The organism is Rhodococcus sp. WS3, assembly GCF_003797085.1.
Taxonomy (GTDB): Bacteria; Actinomycetota; Actinomycetes; order Mycobacteriales; family Mycobacteriaceae; genus Rhodococcus_F; species Rhodococcus_F globerula.
Map to the genome: position 1 here is coordinate 351525 of NZ_RKMA01000003.1, position 22427 is coordinate 373951.

At 62.8% G+C, this 22427-nt stretch carries 27 protein-coding genes and 1 tRNA gene; 13 read left to right on the top strand and 15 right to left on the bottom strand.

Features of this window, described 5'->3' with window-relative positions; all coding sequences use genetic code 11:
• Window positions 1-7: 7 nt before the first annotated feature.
• Window positions 8-769 (bottom strand): hypothetical protein, encoded by a 762-nt coding sequence (locus tag EEB13_RS22745; RefSeq protein WP_187328615.1) that lies wholly within the window; start codon window positions 767-769, stop codon window positions 8-10.
• Between the two features lie 27 nt (window positions 770-796).
• Here EEB13_RS22745 and EEB13_RS31630 point away from each other — a divergent pair, with 27 nt between their 5' ends.
• Entirely contained in the window at window positions 797-1129 is a 333-nt protein-coding gene (locus EEB13_RS31630; RefSeq protein WP_187328616.1) for a hypothetical protein, read from the top strand.
• Window positions 1130-1447: 318 nt separating this feature from the next.
• On the opposite strand, the gene EEB13_RS22750 is transcribed toward EEB13_RS31630, so the two are convergent.
• The 5 genes from EEB13_RS22750 to EEB13_RS22770 all read right to left on the bottom strand — a co-directional run bounded on the left by EEB13_RS22750 (window position 1448) and on the right by EEB13_RS22770 (window position 5582).
• A tRNA-Ala gene (locus EEB13_RS22750) sits at window positions 1448-1523 on the bottom strand.
• Between the two features lie 88 nt (window positions 1524-1611).
• The gene (gene glpR, locus EEB13_RS22755; RefSeq protein WP_033234241.1) at window positions 1612-2349 is read right to left on the bottom strand and encodes a gephyrin-like molybdotransferase receptor GlpR; all 738 of its coding nucleotides are present in this window, start codon (window positions 2347-2349) and stop codon (window positions 1612-1614) included.
• A 243-nt stretch (window positions 2350-2592) separates the two neighbouring features.
• On the bottom strand, window positions 2593-3228 hold the full coding sequence (locus tag EEB13_RS22760) for a GNAT family N-acetyltransferase (RefSeq protein ID WP_033234240.1): 636 nt from the start codon (window positions 3226-3228) through the stop codon (window positions 2593-2595).
• Between the two features lie 57 nt (window positions 3229-3285).
• Window positions 3286-4545: a gephyrin-like molybdotransferase Glp gene (gene glp / locus EEB13_RS22765; RefSeq protein WP_033234239.1), complete on the bottom strand. Its 1260-nt coding sequence runs from the start codon at window positions 4543-4545 to the stop codon at window positions 3286-3288.
• Between the two features lie 125 nt (window positions 4546-4670).
• A complete protein-coding gene (locus EEB13_RS22770; protein ID WP_033234238.1) occupies window positions 4671-5582 on the bottom strand; it encodes a UTP--glucose-1-phosphate uridylyltransferase in 912 nt (303 codons plus the stop codon).
• Between the two features lie 59 nt (window positions 5583-5641).
• Here EEB13_RS22770 and EEB13_RS22775 point away from each other — a divergent pair, with 59 nt between their 5' ends.
• From EEB13_RS22775 to mscL, 4 genes are all read left to right on the top strand, one after another.
• A complete protein-coding gene (locus EEB13_RS22775; RefSeq protein WP_045069234.1) occupies window positions 5642-6217 on the top strand; it encodes a 5-formyltetrahydrofolate cyclo-ligase in 576 nt (191 codons plus the stop codon).
• Window positions 6218-6375: 158 nt separating this feature from the next.
• Complete coding sequence (locus EEB13_RS22780) at window positions 6376-6684, top strand: FmdB family zinc ribbon protein (RefSeq protein WP_033234236.1); 309 nt, start codon at window positions 6376-6378, stop codon at window positions 6682-6684.
• 91 nt (window positions 6685-6775) lie between these two features.
• Window positions 6776-7519, top strand: a complete 744-nt coding sequence (locus EEB13_RS22785) for an SAF domain-containing protein (RefSeq protein WP_033234235.1) — start codon at window positions 6776-6778, stop codon at window positions 7517-7519.
• A 97-nt stretch (window positions 7520-7616) separates the two neighbouring features.
• A complete protein-coding gene (gene mscL / locus EEB13_RS22790; RefSeq protein ID WP_033234234.1) occupies window positions 7617-8039 on the top strand; it encodes a large conductance mechanosensitive channel protein MscL in 423 nt (140 codons plus the stop codon).
• Between the two features lie 244 nt (window positions 8040-8283).
• On the opposite strand, the gene EEB13_RS22795 is transcribed toward mscL, so the two are convergent.
• From EEB13_RS22795 to mrf, 8 genes are all read right to left on the bottom strand, one after another.
• Window positions 8284-8781: a molybdenum cofactor biosynthesis protein B gene (locus tag EEB13_RS22795; protein WP_179300869.1), complete on the bottom strand. Its 498-nt coding sequence runs from the start codon at window positions 8779-8781 to the stop codon at window positions 8284-8286.
• A gap of 80 nt (window positions 8782-8861) precedes the next feature.
• The gene (locus EEB13_RS22800) at window positions 8862-10331 is read right to left on the bottom strand and encodes a S1C family serine protease (RefSeq protein WP_141486346.1); all 1470 of its coding nucleotides are present in this window, start codon (window positions 10329-10331) and stop codon (window positions 8862-8864) included.
• A 191-nt stretch (window positions 10332-10522) separates the two neighbouring features.
• Window positions 10523-11902: a sensor histidine kinase gene (locus tag EEB13_RS22805; protein WP_202025801.1), complete on the bottom strand. Its 1380-nt coding sequence runs from the start codon at window positions 11900-11902 to the stop codon at window positions 10523-10525.
• A gap of 68 nt (window positions 11903-11970) precedes the next feature.
• The gene (locus EEB13_RS22810) at window positions 11971-12657 is read right to left on the bottom strand and encodes a response regulator transcription factor (protein WP_033234232.1); all 687 of its coding nucleotides are present in this window, start codon (window positions 12655-12657) and stop codon (window positions 11971-11973) included.
• A 71-nt stretch (window positions 12658-12728) separates the two neighbouring features.
• Window positions 12729-13340, bottom strand: a complete 612-nt coding sequence (locus EEB13_RS22815) for a trimeric intracellular cation channel family protein (protein ID WP_033234231.1) — start codon at window positions 13338-13340, stop codon at window positions 12729-12731.
• 18 nt (window positions 13341-13358) lie between these two features.
• A complete protein-coding gene (rpmF, locus tag EEB13_RS22820; RefSeq protein ID WP_033234230.1) occupies window positions 13359-13532 on the bottom strand; it encodes a 50S ribosomal protein L32 in 174 nt (57 codons plus the stop codon).
• Window positions 13532-13786 carry a type B 50S ribosomal protein L31 gene (locus EEB13_RS22825; RefSeq protein ID WP_033234229.1) on the bottom strand — a complete coding sequence of 85 codons (255 nt, stop codon included), beginning with the start codon at window positions 13784-13786 and terminating at the stop codon, window positions 13532-13534. The genes rpmF and EEB13_RS22825 overlap by 1 nt, the downstream gene beginning before the upstream one ends.
• Complete coding sequence (gene mrf, locus EEB13_RS22830) at window positions 13783-15051, bottom strand: ribosome hibernation factor-recruiting GTPase MRF (protein WP_261984621.1); 1269 nt, start codon at window positions 15049-15051, stop codon at window positions 13783-13785. The genes EEB13_RS22825 and mrf overlap by 4 nt, the downstream gene beginning before the upstream one ends.
• Before the next feature lie 105 nt (window positions 15052-15156).
• On the opposite strand from mrf, the gene rpmB reads away from it, so the two are divergent.
• From rpmB to EEB13_RS22865, 7 genes are all read left to right on the top strand, one after another.
• Complete coding sequence (gene rpmB / locus EEB13_RS22835) at window positions 15157-15393, top strand: 50S ribosomal protein L28 (RefSeq protein WP_033234228.1); 237 nt, start codon at window positions 15157-15159, stop codon at window positions 15391-15393.
• A 4-nt stretch (window positions 15394-15397) separates the two neighbouring features.
• Window positions 15398-15562, top strand: coding sequence for a 50S ribosomal protein L33 (gene rpmG / locus EEB13_RS22840; protein ID WP_003946358.1), 165 nt, complete (start codon window positions 15398-15400; stop codon window positions 15560-15562).
• Between the two features lie 2 nt (window positions 15563-15564).
• On the top strand, window positions 15565-15870 hold the full coding sequence (gene rpsN / locus EEB13_RS22845; protein WP_033234227.1) for a 30S ribosomal protein S14: 306 nt from the start codon (window positions 15565-15567) through the stop codon (window positions 15868-15870).
• A gap of 9 nt (window positions 15871-15879) precedes the next feature.
• The gene (rpsR, locus tag EEB13_RS22850) at window positions 15880-16137 is read left to right on the top strand and encodes a 30S ribosomal protein S18 (protein WP_003946414.1); all 258 of its coding nucleotides are present in this window, start codon (window positions 15880-15882) and stop codon (window positions 16135-16137) included.
• A gap of 110 nt (window positions 16138-16247) precedes the next feature.
• Window positions 16248-17183 (top strand): AEC family transporter, encoded by a 936-nt coding sequence (locus EEB13_RS22855; RefSeq protein WP_045069227.1) that lies wholly within the window; start codon window positions 16248-16250, stop codon window positions 17181-17183.
• Between the two features lie 19 nt (window positions 17184-17202).
• Window positions 17203-17667 carry a hypothetical protein gene (locus tag EEB13_RS22860; RefSeq protein ID WP_033234225.1) on the top strand — a complete coding sequence of 155 codons (465 nt, stop codon included), beginning with the start codon at window positions 17203-17205 and terminating at the stop codon, window positions 17665-17667.
• 159 nt (window positions 17668-17826) lie between these two features.
• A complete protein-coding gene (locus EEB13_RS22865; protein ID WP_095888441.1) occupies window positions 17827-19188 on the top strand; it encodes a flavin monoamine oxidase family protein in 1362 nt (453 codons plus the stop codon).
• Between the two features lie 33 nt (window positions 19189-19221).
• Here EEB13_RS22865 and EEB13_RS22870 read toward each other — a convergent pair whose 3' ends face one another.
• Window positions 19222-20739 (bottom strand): PucR family transcriptional regulator, encoded by a 1518-nt coding sequence (locus EEB13_RS22870; RefSeq protein WP_033234223.1) that lies wholly within the window; start codon window positions 20737-20739, stop codon window positions 19222-19224.
• A 169-nt stretch (window positions 20740-20908) separates the two neighbouring features.
• Between EEB13_RS22870 and EEB13_RS22875 the strand changes: the two genes are divergently transcribed.
• Window positions 20909-22339 (top strand): gamma-aminobutyraldehyde dehydrogenase, encoded by a 1431-nt coding sequence (locus tag EEB13_RS22875; protein ID WP_045069219.1) that lies wholly within the window; start codon window positions 20909-20911, stop codon window positions 22337-22339.
• The last annotated feature ends 88 nt before the right edge of the window (window positions 22340-22427 follow it).

Here is a 22427-nt window from a genome sequence, read left to right on the forward strand (position 1 = left end):
CACTGTCCTACACACCTCTTCCTGATCGGGGTGCCAGGAACTCAGCCCGCGCCGCTGCCAATCGAGCCTTCTGCATCGAAGCGCCCCTGAACGTCAATGCGCCTGCACCCGCCGCAACCAACGTCATTCCCGCGAGGCCACCTACCACCGCAGCAGCATTCTGAATTGGTGGCAATCCTGAGGTGAAGACCACCGGGAAAGCTTGCGGGTCGTCACTTTGTGCCGAAGCCGAGGAATTCGAGCCATCCGTTTGCACCGCAGCAGCGATCGGTGCCGGTGCAGCCAAGATTTGAGGTGCTGCCGGTGTGGCGGCGCCGCCTACGCCGCCGGACGGCCCGGACACCGGCGACCCACTTTCGGCGGACGGGCCCTGAGGATTTTCCGGTCCGGCCGGAGCCGCCGCCACCGAAGTTTCGCTGGACTGTTCTGAACTTGTAGTTGCCTCAGCACTTGTCGACACCTCAGTCGAATTGCTCGGCTCCCCGGGTTCCGTCGAGTCTGTCGTCGTTACGACCGGATCGGTAGTCGTGGTCGTCACTTCCGGATCCGTCGTCGTGGTCGTCACTTCCGGATCCGTGGTCGTCACTTCCGGATCCGTCGTCGTGGTCGTCACTTCCGGATCCGTGGTCGTGGTCGTCACTTCCGGATCAGTGGTCGTCGTTACGACCGGATCAGTAGTCGTGGTCGGGACCTCTGGTTCAGTCGGGTCCGTCGTCGTTACTTCCGGATCAGTGGTCGTCGTCATAACGGGATCGGTCGTCGTGGTCACGACTGGACTCGTCGTCGTGCAGTGGTGGTGGCAACCACCGCATCCGTTGCCCCAACCATTGCCGTTGCCGTTGTTGCCGCACCCGTTGCCGCACCCGTTGCCCCAACCATTGCCGTTATTGCCGCAGCCGTTATTGCCGTTGCCGTTATTGCCGTTGCCGTTATTGCCGTTGCCGTTATTGCCGTGTTTATCCAAGGCATCAGCACTGGGAATGTCGGTGGCGTCGGTGACGGTGGTGTCAGCGCTGTCATCGCTGTTTTCACCTGCACCGGGTTGAGCCGAAACGACAGTCGGAAATACAGAAATAGCGAGGAACCCCGCACCCGTCAGGCACAAGACAGCTACAAGCGCCATGACTAGCCGTCGTGGCTGGCTCATCAAATTCCTCCCGACAAAAACGTTCTAGCTGCATGCACAGGCGCAGCGACACAGTGAGATTATCGTCGCGACGTCATGGTCGTTACATGTCCAGAAAATAACTGGCCCCCCAAGGATCATGCCTCAACCGGTTCGAAACCGGGTTCGGTGGGCCCCAACGGCTGTATGAAACTGCACACACCCGCACATTCTTCGCGAGTCGAGGCGATTTGTCGACCGACCGGTCTGTAACAAAACAGGTCCCTCAGCGCTAGCTGAAGGACCTGATCGGTAACTGATTACTGGATGGAGCTGATTACGTGGTGGAGCTGAGGGGAATCGAACCCCTGACCTCTTCGATGCGAACGAAGCGCGCTACCAACTGCGCCACAGCCCCTTGCCACCGCCCGAAAGCGTGTGCTCGGCAACTCTAGCAGGACCGAAGTCCGAGCCTCGAGTTACCCGCCTCCGAAACGATGAACGTTTTACTGACCCGATGCGCGTCGCATTTCCGACTGCATCGGCACTTCCTCGTAGTGATCGAGGTGGTCGAACGCCGGGTCTCCGTCGTCAACTTCCAGGACTACTGCGCCCGGTCGGCGCAGACGAGAAGGAATGAGGCGCAATTCCTCGTCTGTGTGTGATTCGACGCCCAGACGTGAACGGTTGAGCCGTTCAGTGCGACGGCGGCGAATTTCCTGCTCGATGCGCACTTGCCGGCGCAGATATGCCAAGTAGCCGACGAGACCGGCAAACGACAAGGCACAGAGCCACCACACCAGGGGCGAGACGATCAGCGCGAGTGCACCGGCCATGATCGAGACGAAGGCAAGTCCGAGAAGGGTGCGCTGGCGAAACGTGTAGCGCGCTTCTCGGGCGACGGCATCGGCTTCGGGATCGAATCCACCGCGGCCGCGTCGGACGGGCACGAACTCCCTGACCGGGGCACGGCCACCGCTGTAGTCGCTGTCTTCTGCGTGAGTGTCCATCTGGTCCTCCGCGTCGTAGCTGCTGCGCACTGGTTCTGGTTGCCAGTTCGGATCGCTTCGATGTCCGGCTGCCGGTCCGCGTCGCACAGGATTGCTGTCGCCGCGGTGAAGTACGCGAGTCGCAAGAGCCGCTTCGCTGGTCTGACGGATCCGGGGGCGCTTGTTCACGAGCATGGGCACGAGCACGAACAACCAGACGGCCACGAGCCCGATCCACACGAATGAACTAGGCATGCCGCGACCTCCTCCCGATCACCTACCAGCACCTATGCCAGCCGTTGATGAATCAAGGTTAACGGCCGACCGGCTCGCATCGTTGCCGACGCGCCGAACCCCACCTTACTCATGTGTCACACGCGTACCGAACCGAACTGACCGATCCGCCGGAATTTGTCGGAGGAAAAGTTGAACTCGCAATGACCCGGCCTAGCAATTTTGATGACAATTCGGGCGGTAACTACCTTTTAACTAGGGACTTCATACCCAAGACGCACGACCGGAGCGCACAAGCCGATCCACAACTGTGGTGGGAATCTCTTCAATCGTCATCCCCACAAGCACATGATCGCGCCACTGCCCGTCGACGTCGAGGTACCGGCGTAGGAGTCCCTCTTCACGGAAGCCGACGTTGTGGAGCACGGCGCGCGAGGACGAATTCTCCGGACGAACAGTTGCCTCGACACGATGCAATCCCACCTGCGAGAAGGCATGGTCCAACGTGAGCGCCACCGCAGCTGTCGCCACACCACCACCCGTGACATCCGACGCAACCCAATAACCCACCCAAGCGGAACGCAACGCGCCGCGAACGATGTTGCCGATGGTGATCTGCCCGCAGTAATTGCCGTCCAGCTCGATCACCCACGGAAGTATCCGGCCTTTGCGCGCCTCGGATCGAAGACTTCCGCACAACGACGGCCACACGGTGATGTGATGCCGGGCATCCCACGGCGATTCACCGGTAGGTTCCCACGGCTCGAGATGCTCTCTATCCCGAATGCGCAATCTGCTCCACGCGGACGCGTCGCGCAACCGAATCGGCCGGACGGTGACCACACCGGCAGCCACACGAATCGGGCCCAGCTTCTCGGGCCATCCGGGATGGACTGACATCACACCTCATTCGGTTGGAAAGTCGAAGCGGCGCACCGGAAGTGAGCCAGCCGTGACTCAGCCACGTTGGGCGAGAAATGCGACGTCGACTTCTTCACCGATCTGCACTTCGGTGACATCCCGGTCGACGAGTACCAGGCAATTTGCTTCGGCCAACGTCGCCAACAGGTGGGACGACGCGCCCGCGGCGCCACCGAGAGCCTGGACCAGGTACTCCCCCGTTGCCTCGTCGCGCATCAACTGCCCACGAAGGAATCCTTTACGGTCCGCGATCGACGTAATCGTTCCCACCGTTCGGGCCTTCACGATGCGACGCATCGGCTGGCGACGACCGAGCGCGATCCGGATGAGCGGCCTGACCATGACCTCGAACACCACGAGCGCACTGACCGGATTCGACGGGAGCAGGAAGGTCGGTACCTCGTCACGCCCGAGCTGACCGAACCCTTGAACTGATCCCGGATGCATCGCGACCCGCTCGACCTCGAGCGTTCCCAGTTCGGACAGCGCATCGCGGACCTCGTCGGACGCTCCACCGCCGACAGCTCCCGCGATGACCACGATCTCGGATCGGATCAATTGCCCCTCGACAACCTCTCGCAACCGGCGAGCATCCGATCCGGAAATGCCAACCCGGTTGACGTCGGCTCCGGCGTCACGAGCAGCCGCAGCCAGGGCATACGAATTCACGTCGTAAACCTGGCCGGGTCCCGGAGTTCGGTCGATGTCGACCAGCTCGCCCCCGACGCTGATGACCGATAGCCGTGGACGCGGATGCACCAGAACTTTGTCACGGCCCACTGCCGCGAGAAGTCCGACCTGGGCAGCGCCGATGATGGTTCCCGCCCGAACAGCGACATCGCCCGGTTGCACGTCGTCACCCGCGCGTCGTACGTAGTCTCCTGAGCGCACCGGCGCAAAGACTCGCACGCGGGCGCGGCCACCGTCGGTCTGCTCCAGCGGGAGAACCGCATCGGCCAACGTGGGCAGCGGCGCGCCTGTGTCGACGCGCACAGCTTGCCGTGGCTGTAGCCGGATCGGCTGACGCGAACCGGCCGTGACCTCACCGACGACAGGCAGGCTCAAGTCGATCGGCTCGCCGTCCTCGCCACGCAGATCCGTGCCGGCACCCGCAACATCGACGCTACGGACTGCGTATCCGTCGATGGCAGCCTGATCGAACCCTGGCAGCGGCCGCTCGGTGACCACTTCCTCGGCACAGAGCAACCCCTGTGCCTCCGAAATGGCGACACGAACCGGCCGGGGCGCAACTGCAGCGGCTGTGACCCTGGTCTGCTGCTCCTCAACCGACCGCATATGGACTGCGTCCTCCTACTTTGTCGCGAAACTCGTGTTACCCGCAGCCCATGATGCCTTGCCACACGATTGGCCGGTCATCTCGATCCTGCGTCAACTGCTGTGCGGAGATGTCCGAACTATCCCTATCGTTCGAGACGAGCAACCAACCACTCTCGCAACGACGGGCCGTAGTCATCCATGTCCAGTGCGAAGTCAACCGCAGCGCGGAGGTAACCGCCGGGATTTCCGAGGTCGTGTCGAGTACCGCGATGAACGACGACATGCACGGGGTGGCCTTCGGAGATGAGAAGCGCGATAGCGTCGGTCAGCTGCAATTCACCACCGGTTCCGGGCTTGATGCGTCGCAGTGCGTCGAAAATGGCGCGATCGAGCAGGTATCGACCAGCGGCAGCAAACGTGGACGGCGCGTCCTCCATAGCCGGCTTCTCGACCATCCCGATGACCTTGAGCACGTCGGGGTTGGTGGCGTCCGGCACGATTTCGACGTCGAAGACGCCGTATGCGCTGACTTTGTCCTTGGGAACTTCGATGGCGCACAAAACCGAACCGCCGCGCTTGGCGCGTACCTTGGCCATGGTTTCGAGCACACCTCTAGGCAACACGAGATCGTCGGGCAGAAGAACCGCGATCGCATCCTCGTCGTCGTCGAGGACAGCCTCGGCGCAACCGACCGCGTGCCCCAAACCGAGTGGCTGATCCTGGATCACGGAGTCGACTTCGAGGAGTCCGGGTGCCTTACGCACCTTGGCCAGTAGAGCGAGCTTTCCACTCGCTTCCAGCTTGCTTTCGAGGACAAGATCCTCGACAAAATGCGCGACAACCCCGTCTTTGCCGGGCGAGGTCACGATGACCAGGCGCTCAGCGCCGGAATCGGCGGCCTCCCCGGCAACCAGTTCGATACCCGGTGTGTCGACGACCGGCAGCAATTCCTTGGGAACGGTCTTGGTGGCCGGCAGGAAGCGGGTACCCAATCCGGCAGCAGGAACCACGGCCGTACGAAAGGCCTTCTTGTTGCTAGCGACCACGTCTGTCATGCCAACACCCTAACGGCAGCTTGTTACCCGATGGTCAGCACGATGCATATCGTGAAGTGGTGGAACCTCGAGAAAAAGAGCAATGGCGACAAACAGTGCTGGCCGAGCGGCGTGCGATATCGGAGCAAACTCGGAGCACCGAATCGTCGGCACTCACGGCGCACTCGCTTGATCTGACAATCCCGGGGACGACTGTCTGCGCCTACGTTCCGACCAGGACCGAACCTGGAACCACTGACCTGCTGGACGCGCTGGCAGCCGTCGTAGATCGCGTTCTCCTGCCGATCACCGGCGCACCCGGCCCGCTGTCCTGGGTCGAGTACACGGGTGTCGACGCACTTCGCCCCGCTGCGTACGGGCTACGGGAACCCGTCGGACCGGTACTACCACCGGAAACGATCGCGCTCGCCCACACTGTCTTCGTCCCGGCCCTCGCCGTGGATCGGCGAGGCACTCGGCTGGGACGCGGCGCCGGGTACTACGACCGCACGCTGGGATTGGCGTCGCCGACTGCCAGGCTCGTCGCGGTAGTTCGCGACTCGGAGCTCGTCGAACAGCTCCCCGCAGATCCGCACGACATTCCGATGGGCTGGGCGCTGACCCCGACTGCGGGTTGGACCCGACTGGACCGATGAGGCGGCCGCCACCATTTCTCGCGCAGTGGGAATAGACACGTAATTAGCGCTGTTGGCACTGTCACTTGTAGAGTGCTAAGGGCTGCGGTGTCAGAACTGGCTCGACAGCACTCGCCAGCCCTGATGAAGCACTTAGATCACAATGCGGAGGAAGCCCGGTGCCTACCTACTCATACGCATGTACGGAATGTGACAACCGTTTCGACATCGTCCAGTCGTTCAGCGAAGATTCGCTGACGGTCTGCCCAGCCTGCTCCGGCAAGCTCCGCAAGCTGTTCAACTCGGTGGGCATCGTGTTCAAGGGCAGCGGTTTCTACCGCACCGACAGCCGAGGTGGCTCCAGCACGGCCAGCGAACCCGCCAAGAGCGATTCCGCTCCGGCCGCAAAGTCCGAGTCGTCGACCAAGTCCGAGTCGTCCTCTTCGTCGACCAGCACTCCGGCTCCGGCAAAGGCTGCAGCCAGCTAGTTCGAGCACGACTTTCTCCACAACCGCGAGGTTGTCCACAGGCAGATAACGGTAGGGCCGAAAAGCACGCTTTCGGCCCTACCGTTCGTCTATGCCACCACCATCACCGTCCGGGCTGTTCCGCGCACGATCTCGGAGTCACGGCCGATCCAGACCGCAGAATTTCGGTGAAGTCGACCTCACGCCCAGCGTCGTCGACCGCTTGGTTGCGATTGCAAAGCCCAACCGCGCACGAGGCTCGGCAGTTCGAAAAATCGCCGCACTCACTCTTGCCGTGCTCGGAATAGCGCTGCTGTTTCGCGGCGATCCTGACTCCGATACCGTCCGGGTTGTCACCGCGGCCCGCGATGTCGCTCCCGGACAACTTGTCACCGACGACGACCTCGGAATCAGCGAGTTCTCTGCCGATCACCTTCCCGACGGGACGCTTACCGAGTTCGCCGACGTTGTGGGCAGCACCGTCGCCGGGCCTGTTCGCCGCGGAGAAATCGTCACAGACGTCCGAGTTCTCGGGTCGCGTCTGGCCCGTGAGTCCACGGGAACCGACGACGCGCGAATTGTCCCGGTCCGGCTAGCGGATGCCGCAGTTTCGGACATTGTCCGTAGCGGCGACATTGTCGATGTGCTCACAGTTGAGCCCGACACTCCGAACGAGCAGACAAACGACAACAAACCCACGATTCTTGCGTCGGGCGCCGTTGTTGTCATGGTCACCGCTGCGGAAAGTACACGTAACCAGCAAGAACAGGTGATCATGCTGGCATTGCCCACCGAGGCGGCTACTCGCGTCGCGGCCGCATCACTGGTCAACGCCATCACCGTGACGTTCAAGTAAGCAAACACATTGATGCTTGCTCCTTTAGGATTTTTGCATTCGGCTCTCTCCAGAGAACCGACACGTTCATCTCACACACAATTCGGGGGACACCGAAATGCTCAAGGGATTCAAAGACTTCCTGCTCCGCGGAAACGTGCTCGACCTGGCCGTTGCAGTGGTCGTGGGCGCAGCGTTCACCGCGATCGTCACGGCCTTCACGTCGAACATCATCAACCCACTCATCGCCGCCATTGGTGGATCCGACGAATTGGGCTGGGGAAAGGAGATCATCGCCGGCAATCCCGAAACCTTCGTCAACATCGGTGCCGTGGTCACCGCGATCATCAACTTCGTCATCATCGCGGCAGTTGTCTACTTCGTGCTGATCGTTCCCGCGAACGCGGCCAAGAAGAAGTTCGTCACCGAACCCGAGGACAAGGAAGCCAGCGAAACCGATCTGCTCATCCAGATCCGCGACATCCTCGCTTCCGGTGTAACCGACCCCGACTCCGGCGCCCACGCCAAGAGCTTCGACTAGCGTCCACCTGACAGATCAGGCCCGCCCCGGACATTCCGGGACGGGCCTGATCTGTCTGATGCGTCAACCGCCGTGATGCGGCGGAACCTGCCTGCGTAACCACTCGTCATCCGACGAACGGGAGGATCCTTGCGGGTCACGCTCGTCGGATGTCGTCTCCGGGAACACATCCCCGAAAATGCGCGCCAAAGCCTCTTTGTCGACAGACTTCTTTTCTGCGCTCTGTTCGTCGGACAACTTCTACTCAGCCCTCGAGGCTGGACAGTTCGGCGATCACATGGCCCGCCAAAGCCGTCAACGTTGCCATACCGTCACGGATCGCGGGGCGCGTCGACGCCAGGTTGGCGACGACGGTGCTGCCCGAGACACCGACCAAGCCGCGGGACAAGCCCGCTTCGAGCGATCCTGCGGACAACCCGGACGCCCGCAGCGCCTCGGCGATTCCCGGGATCTCCCGATCGAGCACCTCAGCCGTCACGTCCGGTGTCACGTCGCGCGGTGACACTCCGGTACCGCCGACCGAGATCACCAAGTCGACACCACCGATCACCGCGGTATTGAGAGCGTTCCGGATTTCCACCTCGTCGGCGGCAACTGCAACCGTCGCGTCGACGTGAAAACCTGCTTCGTTCAGCAGTTCCGTAACCAACGGACCGATGGAGTCGGTGGTATCACCGTGAGCGGTGCGATCGTCGACGATGACAACCAGGGCGCGGCCGGCCGATGTGGCTTCGAGTTCCATGACTCCTACCGTAGTGCCGCGCCCCGAATCAGTTGCGGTCCGGCCGAAGATCGGGGTGATCGTCGGCCGGTCGCCAACTGTCACCGCCCACCTTGCGCCGGCGCGGTTCCCAGCGTGACGTCGACGGTCTTCTGCTGACCACCGTCGGTGTATGTGATCGACACGGTGTCGCCGGGAGCGTGCGACCGCACTGCCGCGATGAGCGAATCACCGTCTGCGACAACACGATCGTCGACCTTCGTGATGACGGCACCCTTCGGGATTCCGGCCTTGGCTGCCGGACCGTCAGCGGTGACGTCCATAACCGTCGCACCATCCGCGTTGTCCTGCGAGGGCACCGTCACACCGATCATGGCCTGAGTGGCCTTGCCGGTTTCGATCAACTCGTTGGCAACACGCCTGGCCTGATCGATCGGGATGGCAAAGCCGAGTCCGATCGACCCACCCTGCGTGCCCGACGAGGCTCCCAGTGACGCGATGGCCGTGTTGATACCGATCAACTGTCCGTCCATGTTGACCAGTGCGCCACCCGAGTTACCCGGGTTGATGGCCGCGTCGGTCTGCAGGGCATCGATAACCGTGTTCTGGTTGCCCGACTCGCCGCTGGTGGACACCGGTCGATTGAGCGCCGAGATGATGCCTTCGGTGACCGTTCCGGCCAGCCCCAACGGTGAACCGACTGCAACAACCTGCTGACCGACCACTACCTCGGCCGAATTGCCCAGGTCGATCGGCGTCAGATCATTGCGACCCTCGACCTTGATGACGGCGATATCGGAAACCGGATCGGCACCGACCAGGGTTGCCGATGCCTTGCTTCCGTCGGAGAACGACACACTCAACTGCGCACCGGAGGCGCCGGCAACGTGATTGTTGGTCAGGATGAGACCGTCGGAGGACAGAATCACGCCGGATCCTTCCCCACCGGAGCCCTGAGCTGTGGCCACCTCGATCTGGACCACACTGGGCACGACCTTCTGAGCCACGGCCTGCACCGAACCGGCCGGCGCGTTGGACGTGTTGGTTGCTGTCGGCTTGGCAGCGTTGAGCGAATTGGTGACGGTTCCGCTGCCACCGTTGTTGTCCGCCACAATCGCGCCGACCGCACCGCCGACACCGCCGCTGACGAGCACCAGTGCAAGCGCGCCGGCTACCAGTGCCATGCGCTTCGACTTCGGCTTGGCCGGTTCGGGATCAGCGTTGGGTCCGCGCAGCGCAGCGGGGATCGGTCCGCCGGGTCCGGCAGCGCCACCTGGTCCGGCGGGGCCGGCCGGGCTCGCTGCACTCTGATAGGGCGACTGCTGCTGGTGAGCAGCCTCATGTGCGCCGTAGTGCTGCCCGAACGACTGCGTGGGCTGCTGCCCGTAACCCGGCGCCTGATGCTGCTGGGTCGGGTAAGGCTGCTGCTGCGTCGGGTAAGCCTGCGTGGGGTTCTGCTGGGCAGGATTAGGCTGGGCAGGATTCTGCTGGGTCGGGTAAGCCTGCGTCGGCTGGGGCTCGTTGCCTGGCTGCTCGGGCCGGTCAGGCCCAGTGTTACGGTCCTCGGTCATCGGCTCGCTTTCGTCTCGGTGACCACCGAATTGGTTGGTCACAACTCTGTTGACTACAAGACTGCCTTGCGCTGCTGAGAAGCCGCTGAGACTCACCTGTCACTTTGCCCAGAGTTTGCACCGATAATTCTGTGCACCCTGCTCACTTTTCGAAAAGCACTCTCGCTGAACACATTACCCACGGTGTCCAATTATTCGGCGATCGGACCCGGCTCCCCGGGAAGCACGATCCGAACCAGTGCCCCACCACGATCGGATTCCTCGATCGCGATAGTGCCACCGTGCTTGATCACCACCTGGCGCACTATCGCAAGTCCCAGACCGGATCCCGGCATGGAACGCGCAGCAGTGGACCGGTAGAAACGATCGAACACCAACTCCCGATCCTCCTCCGGAATACCAGGTCCCGCATCACTGACGGTCAATTCCAACAGTCCTTGACCGACTGGGCGCATCTCGACGCGCACCTGCTCGCCCTTGGGACTCCATTTCGCAGCGTTGTCGAGGACGTTGAGTACGGCACGCGAGAGTCCCGCTTGATCGCCGTAGACGAACCACGGCGTTGTCACGGCCTCGAATTCAATTTCGTTGCGGCGTCGACGCGCACGTTCGAGTGATCGTTCGACGACGTCACTGACATCAACGCGCTCGTACACCGTTTCGGGTGCGTCTTCTCGCGCGAGGTCTACGAGGTCACCGACAAGAGTCGACAGCTCTTCGATCTGTGCCACGACGTCGGCTCGCAGTTCCGCCATGTCCTCGTCCGGAATTTGTGGTGCCCCTGGCCGGCTCGACGCGATCAACAGCTCCATATTGGTGCGGAGCGACGTCAGCGGTGTGCGCAGTTCGTGACCGGCGTCGGCGACGAGGCGACTCTGTCGTTCCCGGGATTCGGCAAGTGCCCGGAGCATGGTGTTGAAGCTCTCGGTGAGGCGCGCCAGTTCGTCGCTGCCGGATACGGGGATCTGCGTCAGATCGTCGGTTCGGGCAACGCGTTCGGTGGCATCCGTCAACCGGGCGATAGGTCGTAAACCTGTGCGCCCCACCGTCGTACCGGCTACCGCGGCAAGTATGACGCCGCAGCCACCGACGACAAACAGCACCCAGGCAAGTCGATCGAGCACTGCGACGGTCGGCTCCAACCGCTGCGCGATCACCAACGTGCTTCCGTCGTGGGTTCGTTGCGCCAGCACGCGCTGGCCTTCGACGGTCCGCAGTGACGACTCGGCGGTGCCCCGCGCGACGGCGAGTTCGGGTTCGCCGATCGGCACGTCGGAACCTGGCGGCTGATACGTATCGAGGTTCGAAAAGACGAGGGCCACACTGATATCGGTGGTGTACAGGGTGGCACCGGTGATGTACCGCGGATCGAAACGCACGATGTTGCTGTCGATGAGAACCGATGCGCGAGTGCGTAACTGGTGATCAACGTCGGCGTACAGCGCACGTGAGACCACCGCATAGGCAGCGATGGCCATGACGGCGACGGCTACCGCAACGACGGACGCGGCCAGCAATGTGACTCGCCATCGCAGCGACACCGATCGGGTCAACGGCATGGGCGGGCGCATCCCGGCCGCCGAGCCGTTCGATGTGGGAGAGGTCTTCGGCTCCGCGTTCTTGCCGAAGGGTGCAGCGATCACGGTGGTGTCTCCCGCAGGACGTAGCCGACACCGCGCACGGTGTGAATCAGCCTCGGTTCGCCGTCGGCCTCGGTTTTACGACGAAGGTAGCCGACGTAAACCTCGAGAGCGTTGCCGGAGGTCGGGAAATCGTATCCCCACACCTCCTCGAGAATGCGTCCACGGGTGAGGACGCGACGTGGGTTGGCCATCAGCATTTCGAGAAGCGAGAACTCGGTTCGGGTGAGACTGATGGATCGCTCGCCTCGTCGAACCTCACGGGTCACCGGGTCGAGGGTGAGATCCTCGAAGGTCATCATCTCGGAGTCTGCGTCGGGATCCGGTGCGGTTCGCCGGAGCAGAGCGCGCAATCGGGCCAGCAGTTCTTCGAGTGCAAAAGGCTTGGGAAGGTAGTCGTCGGCACCCGCGTCGAGACCGGCGACGCGTTCGCTGACGGAATCGCGGGCAGTGAGCACCAGGATCGGGAGATCGTCGCCGGCGCTGCGCAGCCGGCGGCACACTTCGAGTCCGTCGAGGCGCGGCATCATGACGTCGAGAACCACGGCGTCCGGCCGGTTCGCGAGGATCTTCTCGAGCGCGTCGAGTCCGTCCACCGCCAGTTCTACCGTGTAGCCGTTGAAGCTGAGCGAGCGCCGGAGCGACTCGCGAACCGCCCGGTCGTCGTCGACCACCAAAATACGCATACCGACAGTTTGGACTGAAGTGCTGAGATAGGGCTGAGAGGGCCCCGTTCGGGAGGTTCGGCGTGTCGCGGTCAGTCTTCAGTGCGGCGTGGTCCCGGCAGGCTCCAATGACGCCACAGCGCAAGCAATCTGAAGACGGCGGCAAACGCGGTGCCGACCACAAGCGCACCGTTCGTGGACAACCCCCACGCCGAGACTGTGACCACCAACGCAGCGCCGAGGAGCGCCGGGACGGCATAGAGGTCCTTGTGGAGCAGCAAGGGCACCTCGTTGACGAGGACGTCTCGGATCACGCCGCCGCCGATCGCCGCGGTGGCACCGATCAGCGTGGCAGCCAGTCCGCTGGCGTTGTTCTCGAGGGCGATGACGGTTCCGGTGCTGGCAAACAGGCCCATGCCCAGTGCGTCGAGCGCCAGAATTTCGCGGCGCAGGCGGTTGAGCGGCTCGTGCAGGTAGAACACCGCAAGGGACGTGAGGGCGGCCGTTCCGAAGTACGGCCAGCTACTCAGCGAACTGGGTGGGTGGACGCCGAGTAGGACGTCGCGGACGATACCGCCGCCGATGCCGGTGAATACGCCCACCGAGCACACCCCGAAGATGTCGAGACGCTTGGTGACGCCCACCAGAGCACCGGAAGCGGCAAACGCCACGATGCCCACCAGTTCGAGGATCGACAGCAGCACCGGCCAAGGATCGCACGGTCAGAGCCGCTGAGGGTCGATCACCCCGAGTCGAACTGCTTTGACCAACCGTCGGGGAACCTTGTGGGTGTGACCGAAGGCGGTGACCTCGACCAGATCGGGCGGCGTCGCTTTCCACTGGGACCGTCGACTACGTGTGTTGGAGCGGGACATCTTCCGCTTGGGAACAGCCATCAGCGCGCCGTGCGCTTTCCGTAGCGACGCTCGAACTTCTCGACGCGGCCAGCGGTATCCATGACGCGTTGCGCTCCCGTCCAGAACGGGTGCGAGTCGCTCGTGACGTCGACAACCAGCAGCGGGTAGGTGTTGCCGTCTTCCCATTGGGTGGTTCGGTCACTCGTCACGGTGGAACGGGTGAGGAAGCTCTTGCCGGTGCCGGCGTCCTGGAACACCACGGGGTGGTAGTCGGGGTGCAGTTGCTTTTTCATTCGTTTGCCTCTCGGATCGATTCGGTTTCTGCGTAGGGTGATTGGGATTCGTCGCATGGGTCCTCGTGGAACTCGCCGAACGGGTCGTCCCAGTCGGACCACGATTTTTCGTCGGCCAGTTCCTCGTCGGTGACCAGCGCATGTTGCAGCGTTCGGTCGATCTCGAGGGGGTTGGCGTCGCACACCAGCACCACCATCGAGGTGTCGCGGTCGCCGAAACGGTCGTCCCATTTCAATGCGGCCAGTGCGCGTCGCTCGACCGGCACGCCCTCCAGTTCCTCGGGAGTCATGGCCGCCAGCCACGTGTCTGCGCTCGCAACCCGTAGGCCGCCGCCTGCGGATTCCAGCCAGAGCGCTTCCCCGGGTTGCGTCGCCACCCACACTCGCCCGCGCGAGCACACGACGCCGTCGAGCAGGACGTCGATCGCGTCATGTAGACGTCCGGGGTGGAACGGGCGGTTGGCGGTGAACTCCACGAGCATCACGCCGCTGTCTTCCTCGAGCGGTGGCTGGAAACGCAGCAGCGGTGAGTGAGCGTCGGCAAGTTCGCCGCGTCTGGAATCCTCGGGCACTGCGAGGAGCACCTTCTCGATGTCGCCGCCCGCATCGACGACGGGCGCCCGGGGCGCAAGCCGAGCCAGGACAGCCCGCAGACGCGTGTGTTGCCAACTGTCGATATCCGCCATCCCCTGCACGACAAGTGCGTCGGCGAACTCGACCTGGCCGACAACCACCTGAGGCAGTGTTCGATCGTCGTCGAGGGCTTCGTCACTGAGGGCGTCCGAAAGCCAGCTTTCGGCGTCGATGCACGTCACAACGGCGTCGACGCGAACATCTCGCTCGGCCGGACCGTCCAGTTGGCCGACGACTCCGGCCACCACGACGTGCTCGATCGCCCAGCACAGCGCTTCGGGTTCGAGTTGCGGGTCCAGCAGCACGACGATGCGCGCAACCGAACTGCGAGCGTGTAACCGACGCAGCAGCGGTAGCAAATCCTGGCTGAGCGTGCAGGACACGCAGCCGTGCGCGAGTTCGAGGATGGTCTCCCGTTCCGAGACCGTGTTGCCGGCCACTGTCGTTCCGGTCACTGTCGTCCCGGCCACTGTCGTGATTGTCCGTCGCACTACTCCCTCGCGGACGTGACTCAGGTCGTGATGCACCAGCACTGTTCCGGCCCGCAGTAGTGCGCGCGCGGTCGGTGTGGTGGTTTCGCTCATGCCGGCAACCAGGACCAGCGGAGTCCTGCCGTCCAGGATCGTGTTCACAGCGCGCCCTTTCTGGGAATGATTGTCATTACCGAGACTGGACGCTACATTGATCTCACTCCATTGTCGAAAACGATTGTCATCTGCAATTAGAAAGGAACACCCATGTCGTCTCGCTGCCAAGTGACCGGACGTGTGCCGGGATTCGGAAAATCCGTCTCGCACTCCCACAAGCGTTCGAATCGCCGCTGGAATCCGAACATCCAGCGCAAGACGTATGTATTGCCGAGCGAAGGGCGTCGCGTCACCCTCACTCTGTCCACGAAGGGCATCAAGACGATCGACCGCGACGGCATCGAATCCGTCGTCGCCCGAATCCGCGCACGCGGCGAGAAGATCTGAGCTGATGGCCCGCAACGAGATCCGGCCGATCGTGAAACTGAAGTCCACCGCAGGCACCGGCTACACCTACGTGACCCGCAAGAACCGTCGCAACGACCCCGATCGACTCGTGCTGAAGAAGTACGACCCGGTGCTCCGAAAGCATGTCGATTTCCGAGAAGAGAAATAGCCGTGGCCAAGAAGTCGAAGATCGCCAAGAACAACCAACGACGGGTCATCGTCGAGCGATACCGCGAGCAGCGGTCCGCCCTGAAGGAGACGATTCGCTCCCCGAAAAGCTCCCTTGAGGAACGCGCACGGGCCCAAGCGACCCTGCAACGTCTACCACGCGACGCGAGTCCGGTACGATTGCGCAATCGAGACGCTGCGGATGGACGTCCGCGCGGCCACCTGCGGAAGTTCGGGCTATCCCGGATTCGCGTGCGAGAAATGGCGCACCGTGGGGAACTGCCTGGCGTACACAAGTCGAGCTGGTAAGGAAGTCGGATGGCAGTCAAGCGTTCACCGTCGAAGAAGCCACGCCCCGTAGAGGGACGTAAGCCCAAGAAGAACCCGTTGTTCGCAGCGAAGATCACGCATGTCGATTACAAGGACATCAACTTGCTTCGCACGTTCATCTCGGACCGCGGCAAGATCCGTAGCCGCCGCGTCACGGGCCTGACCCCGCAGCAGCAGCGTCAGGTCGCCGTTGCAGTGAAGAACGCACGCGAAATGGCGTTGCTTCCCTTCACCGCCGCACGGTAGTCACACGTAGAAGACCGGAAAGGCCGCGCAGTCACTCGACTGCGCGGCCTTTTTGTTGCCCGGACTAAGATTCCTGAAGTTATTCGGTCCAGCTGAGAGGTGCCCGCAGCGTGTCGGGAGTTATTGCGGGTTTCACCGTTATTTTTGTTGTCATCGCGGTCGGCTTTCTCCTCGGTCGCCTCGGCACGTTGGGCAGCCAAGGCCAATTTGTTCTCGGCCGCCTCGTCTTCTTCGTCGCAACCCCCGCGCTGCTGTTCACGACCCTCGCGTCGTCCGATCTGTCGGTGATCTTCTCGCCTACGTTGGCGGTCGCGTCGGCCACTGCCTTTGCCGTCGGCGCCTTGTACGTAGTGATCGCAAAACTCTGGCTTGGTCGACCGCTTCCCGAACTGACCATCGGCGCGCTGTCCGCGTCGTACGTGAACTCGGCGAACCTCGGTATCCCGATCGCAGTGTTCGTCCTCGGTGACGCAACGTTCGTGGCGCCACTTCTGCTGTTCCAGATTGTCGTGTACTCCCCCATCGCGTTGACGATCCTCGATCTCACGGCATTGCGGGGCGAAGCCGAAAAACTGTCACTGATCGACACTGTCACCGCTCCGTTCAAGAACCCGATCGTGCTCGCAGGTGCGGCGGGCTTGATCGTCGCGTTGATCGGCTGGGTGCCACCGAGACCGCTGATGCAGCCGTTCGAATTGATCGGGGCAACCTCGGTACCCGGCGCCTTGCTTGCCTTCGGCCTGTCCTTGTACGGCGTGCGCGTGCTCGAGAAAGGCTCGAGTCCCCGCCGGGACGTGGCGCTGGCCTCGACGCTCAAGATCGTCGTCCAACCGGTGCTCGCCTATCTGATGGCGCATTACCTGCTCGGCATCGACGGTCATCAATTGTTTGCGATCGTCGTCGTGTCCACCTTGCCGACTGCCCAGAACGTTTTCATCTACGCGAGCCGTTACCGTCGCGGAATGGTGTTGGCCCGAGACAGCGCATTTGTCACCACTTTGGCATCAATTCCGGCAATCGCGCTGGTCACGGCGCTACTCGCATGACCAGGGTTACGGTGGATGCATGCGCGTAATCACCCTCGCCGTTCTGGCCGCCCTGGCATTGGCGGGATGTGCCATCGGCACGAGTACCAATGCCGGCGTCGGGACCCCGAAAGTGCTTGCAGCGCAGGGTGCTGTTCCCGCCGATTGGGCACGAGAATCGCCTGTCCCCACGGAGGTCGACGACACCGATATCGGCACGATGTTCGAGGATCGGCCGGACATCGTCGGCGCCGGGGAGACCATGTTCGAGTCGTGGTCGGAAGTGGACGAGAATACCGTTGCCGTTCATTTCGTGACCGGAACGCCGGAATGTTACGGCGCGTATACAACTCTCGACGAGACGGACGACGCGGTGGTCATCACGCTCCACACCGGTTCTCTGCCCGAAGCTGCGGACAGGATGTGCGTTCTTGTGGCCGTGTTCGGATCCCTCGATGTGCATTTGAGTAGACCGCTCGGCGATCGCGTCGTGGTCAACGGATAGTCGCACGCCTTTTCGTCACAACTTCTGCGGGTTAACACTCCGTTTTGTCAGGTGTGGCGTGGGTCTCTTCGCGGCAGACTGTGAGCAGTCACCCGTTCACTGTTCACGCGTCGGCTTCTATTCGACTCGAGCGGTGCTCAACCACGAAGGAGCTCGCAAGTGCCTACTCTTCAGAGAGATGTCGCAATCGTCGGCGCCGGCCCCTCCGGCCTGGCAGCCGCAACCGCGCTGCGCAAAGCCGGCTTGTCCGTCGCTGTTCTCGAGGCACGCGACCGCGTCGGCGGCCGCACCTGGACCGACACCGTCGACGGCGCGGTCCTGGAAATCGGCGGCCAGTGGGTCTCCCCCGACCAGACCGCGCTGATCGAGCTTCTCGACGAACTCGGCCTCACTACGTTCGACCGATACCGCGAGGGCGAATCCGTCTACATCTCCACCGCAGGCGAACGCACCCGCTACACCGGCGACTCCTTCCCCACGAACGACACCACCAAAAAAGAGATGGACCGCCTCATCGACGAGATGGACGATCTCGCCGCACAGATCGGCGCGGAGGAGCCGTGGGCTCATCCACTTGCCCGTGACCTCGACACCGTCTCGTTCAAGCAGTGGCTGATCAATCAGTCCGACGACGCCGAAGCTCGCGACAACATCGGACTTTTCATTGCAGGTGGCATGCTCACCAAGCCTGCCCACGCGTTCTCCGCGCTGCAGGCCGTTCTCATGGCCGCCTCCGCCGGTTCGTTCTCGAACCTGGTGGACGAGGACTTCATTCTCGACAAGCGTGTGGTCGGCGGAATGCAGCAGGTATCCATCCGCATGGCCGCCGCCCTGGGCGACGATGTCTTCCTCAACGCTCCCGTGCGTACCGTGCAGTGGACCGAAGACGGTGCAGTTGTGTTGGCGGACGGTGACGTTCGCGTCGAGGCAAAAAAGGTCATCCTGGCTGTCCCGCCCAATCTCTACTCTCGGATCTCCTACGATCCCCCGCTGCCGCGCCGTCAGCACCAGATGCACCAGCACCAGTCCCTTGGTCTGGTCATCAAGGTGCACGCCGTGTACGAGACGCCGTTCTGGCGTGAAGACGGCTTGTCCGGCACCGGTTTCGGCGCGTCCGAGGTCGTTCAGGAGGTGTACGACAACACCAACCACGAGGACACTCGAGGCACCCTGGTCGCCTTCGTCTCCGACGAGAAGGCGGACGCGATGTTCGAGCTTTCCGCCGAAGAGCGTAAGGCCACGATTCTCGGGTCGATCGCCCGCTTCCTCGGCCCGAAGGCAGAAGAGCCGATCGTGTACTACGAATCCGACTGGGGTTCGGAGGAATGGACCCGAGGCGCGTACGCCGCGAGCTTCGATCTCGGTGGTCTGCACCGGTACGGCGCCGATTCACGGACACCGGTCGGCCCGATTCACTTCTCCTGCTCCGACATTGCGGCCGAAGGCTACCAGCACGTGGACGGCGCTGTGCGGATGGGACAACGGACGGCGGCCGACATCGTCTCCCGAGTCAAGGGATAACCCGATCGCAGTCGTGACCGCTCGTTTCAGCGGTCACGACTGCCGGGCAATGATCGCGAGTAGCAACTCCGCTCGCACCCGTGCCACGTCCAGACTGCAGTCGATCAGCGTCTCCACCTTGGCAATTCGGCTGCGCAACGTATGCCGATGAACGCCCATGGCGATAGCCGCTGCTTCCCAATGCCCGTTGGCTTCGAGGAAAGCGCGCAACGACGCCAGCAGTTCGGTGCCGTTGTCGCGGTCGTAGCGATCGAGCGGGGCGATCATCGTTTCCGCCAACGTGTTCAGCACTTCTCGGGTTGAACTGAACGCGAGTAGCACGCTCCCTGTGAGAGCTGCGAATTCCAAAGGCTCCCCACCGGTTTCCGCCGCCGACGCGCAGAGCTGTGATTGCTCGACCGTGTCCGCTAGTGCCAGAACCTCACGTTTACCACTCAGTCCCACCCGCAACGAACGGCGGTCACCGGTCGACACATCTCGCAGCAGCGCTCGAACGAAGTCGACGTCGTCGGTTCCACGCAGAACAACCGTGACCCGGGCATCGTGGATACGTGAGAAGAGTTGCCGGCCGGCCTTGTTCAGGAACGACGCAATTTCTCCCGCGACGCGCGTCGCAATGTCGGGCGTGTCGGCCAGCACCGTGAGACCACGGATCATGCCGTCCCCGTCTGCCGCTGCCCGAATCTGCTGCCACGCCGGCGCGGGATCGCGATCCTCGGTCAACAGCAGGCCAAGCGCGTGCGAGTTCAGTTGATTCTGCGTTGCCTGCAACCTAGCCGGCTTCTCGAAGTCCAACGCCAGCAACGAGTTTGCGTGACCAAGTAGGATCTGGTCGACGTAGCTCAGTGACGACGCGCTGATCACCGCCAGGTATCCGTGAAGTGTTCGGCCGACGGATATCCGTTGCGCCGCGATGGACGCCCCCGAACTCGCGAGGGTGACGCTGCTGGACGCGCCGCCGCCCAGAGTCCCCCGCAGTTCCTCGATCACGTCGTCGGCCGGCAGTTCGGGGTAACTCTCGAGCACCCGACCGGCCACGTCGAGCAACAGGACGGTCGCCGACGTCGCGATGGCGAGTTCACGCACCGTCGAGGCGGTTCCACCGGCGATAACGGCGCGCGTCATCTTCGGCTGTGCCCGCGATGCCCGCAGAACCGCTTCGTATTCCTGTTCGGCCAACCGGCTCATCACTCGTTTCACCACAGCGGCAAAGGGAGTCGGCAACGGCACCTCGATCAACGGCAGGCCGATTTCGTCAGCGACGGTAACCAGGTCGACCGGCACCTCGGGGTACGAGAGCCCGGTGCCGAATCCGACAGCGGCCACGCCGGCCGCGTCGAGCATGCGGAGATACCGCCCACGTTTCTGCGCAGTCGACGGCAATCTGATGCCGGTCGTGAGGATGAATTCACCTCCGGTCAGCCAACGGAACGGGTCAAGCAGTTCCGTGGCGTGCGCAAACGTGATTTCTCGACCGACGCCTTCTGCCCCGCCTTTGAGTTCCAAAGCAAGGTCTTCCTGCGCCAACATCCACCGCACGGGGATCGTCATGCGCTGGACTGTACAACTCGGCGCGTCGATCCCAAAAGATTTCGACTTTTTGGCAGCTGTCGAAATCTGTGAGTCAGCGCACACTTGCTGACACAGCCCCACACAGTGCGGGTTCGTGGCGCTTCGTCTGGACTGCGAACTCGTTCGACCGCGAGAGGAACCGGTACCGATGTCGATCGTCGTACTCGAGAACTACATCAACGGTGAATTTGTCGCCTCGTCCGCGACGGAAACGCTCGACCTGATCAGCCCGGTGGATGAAAGCATCGTCGGGCGTGCTCCGATCTCGACCAAAGCCGATGTGGACGCCGCCGTTGAAGCCGCACAACGCGCATTCGAGACGTGGGGCAAGACAACGCCGAGTGTCCGTCAGGCCGCGCTTCTCAAACTCGCCGACGCGATCGAAGCGCACAGCGACGAAATCGTCGCCGCCGAGAGCGCAAATACCGGCCAGGCTCACCAGATGATCGCCGACGAGGAAGTCAAGGTCGGGGCCGATCAGATGCGTTTCTTCGCCGGCGCTGCCCGCCTCCTCGAAGGTAAGGCCGCCGGGGAATACATGGAGGGTTTCACCTCCTACGTCCGTCGTGAGCCCATCGGCGTCGTCGGTCAGGTCACGCCGTGGAACTACCCGTTCATGATGGCGCTGTGGAAGATCGGGCCCGCACTCGCTGCCGGCAACACGATCGTCCTCAAGCCGAGCGACACCACACCGGGCAGCACGCTGGTACTGGCCAAGCTGTCCAAGGGAATCCTGCCGGACGGCGTGTTCAACGTCGTGCTCGGCAACGGCAGTACCGGCGCGACGTTGGTGGAGAATCCGGCCCTCGGTCTTGTCTCCATCACCGGTTCGGTACGTGCAGGCATCGCGGTCGCCGTATCCGCAGCGCAGCAACTCAAGCGCGCCCACCTCGAACTGGGCGGCAAGGCACCGGCCATCGTGTTCGACGACGTCGACATCGAAAAGACCGCAACCGGCATCGCCGAGGCCGCGTTCTTCAACGGCGGCCAGGACTGCACCGCAGCCACCCGCGTGATCGTCCACGAATCCATTCACGATCAGCTTGTCGACGCACTGGTGCGTAACGCCGAAAAGCTGCGCCCCGGCGCGCCTTCCGACCCTGATGCGTTCTACGGTCCGCTCAACAACATCAACCACTTCAACACCGTGAGCGACAAGATCGCGAACCTGCCGGCGTCGGCCACGATCGTGACCGGTGGAAAGCGTTCAGGCGAAACCGGATTCTTCTTCGAGCCGACGATCATCACCGGTGTCGCGCAGTCCGACGACATCGTGCAGGAAGAAACCTTCGGTCCCATCCTCACGGTCCAGAGCTTCTCCGACGAAGAGGAGGCGATCGCCCTCGCCAACGACGTTCGGTTCGGCCTTGCCTCGAGCATCTGGACCAAGGATCACGGTGTCACCCAACGGCTCTCCGCGGCCCTCGACTTCGGAGCGGTGTGGATCAACTGCCACATCCCGCTCGTCGCCGAGATGCCGCACGGCGGCTTCAAGTACTCCGGCTACGGCAAGGATCTCTCCGCCTACGGAGTCGAGGATTACACCCGCCTCAAGCACGTCATGAGTTCGCACGACTGAGTCGCCGCCCCTTCCTGCTGTGCGCCTTTGTTAACCGCCCGCGGTTAACAAAGGCGCACAGCAGATTCCTCCAATCCGGAAAAGAGCC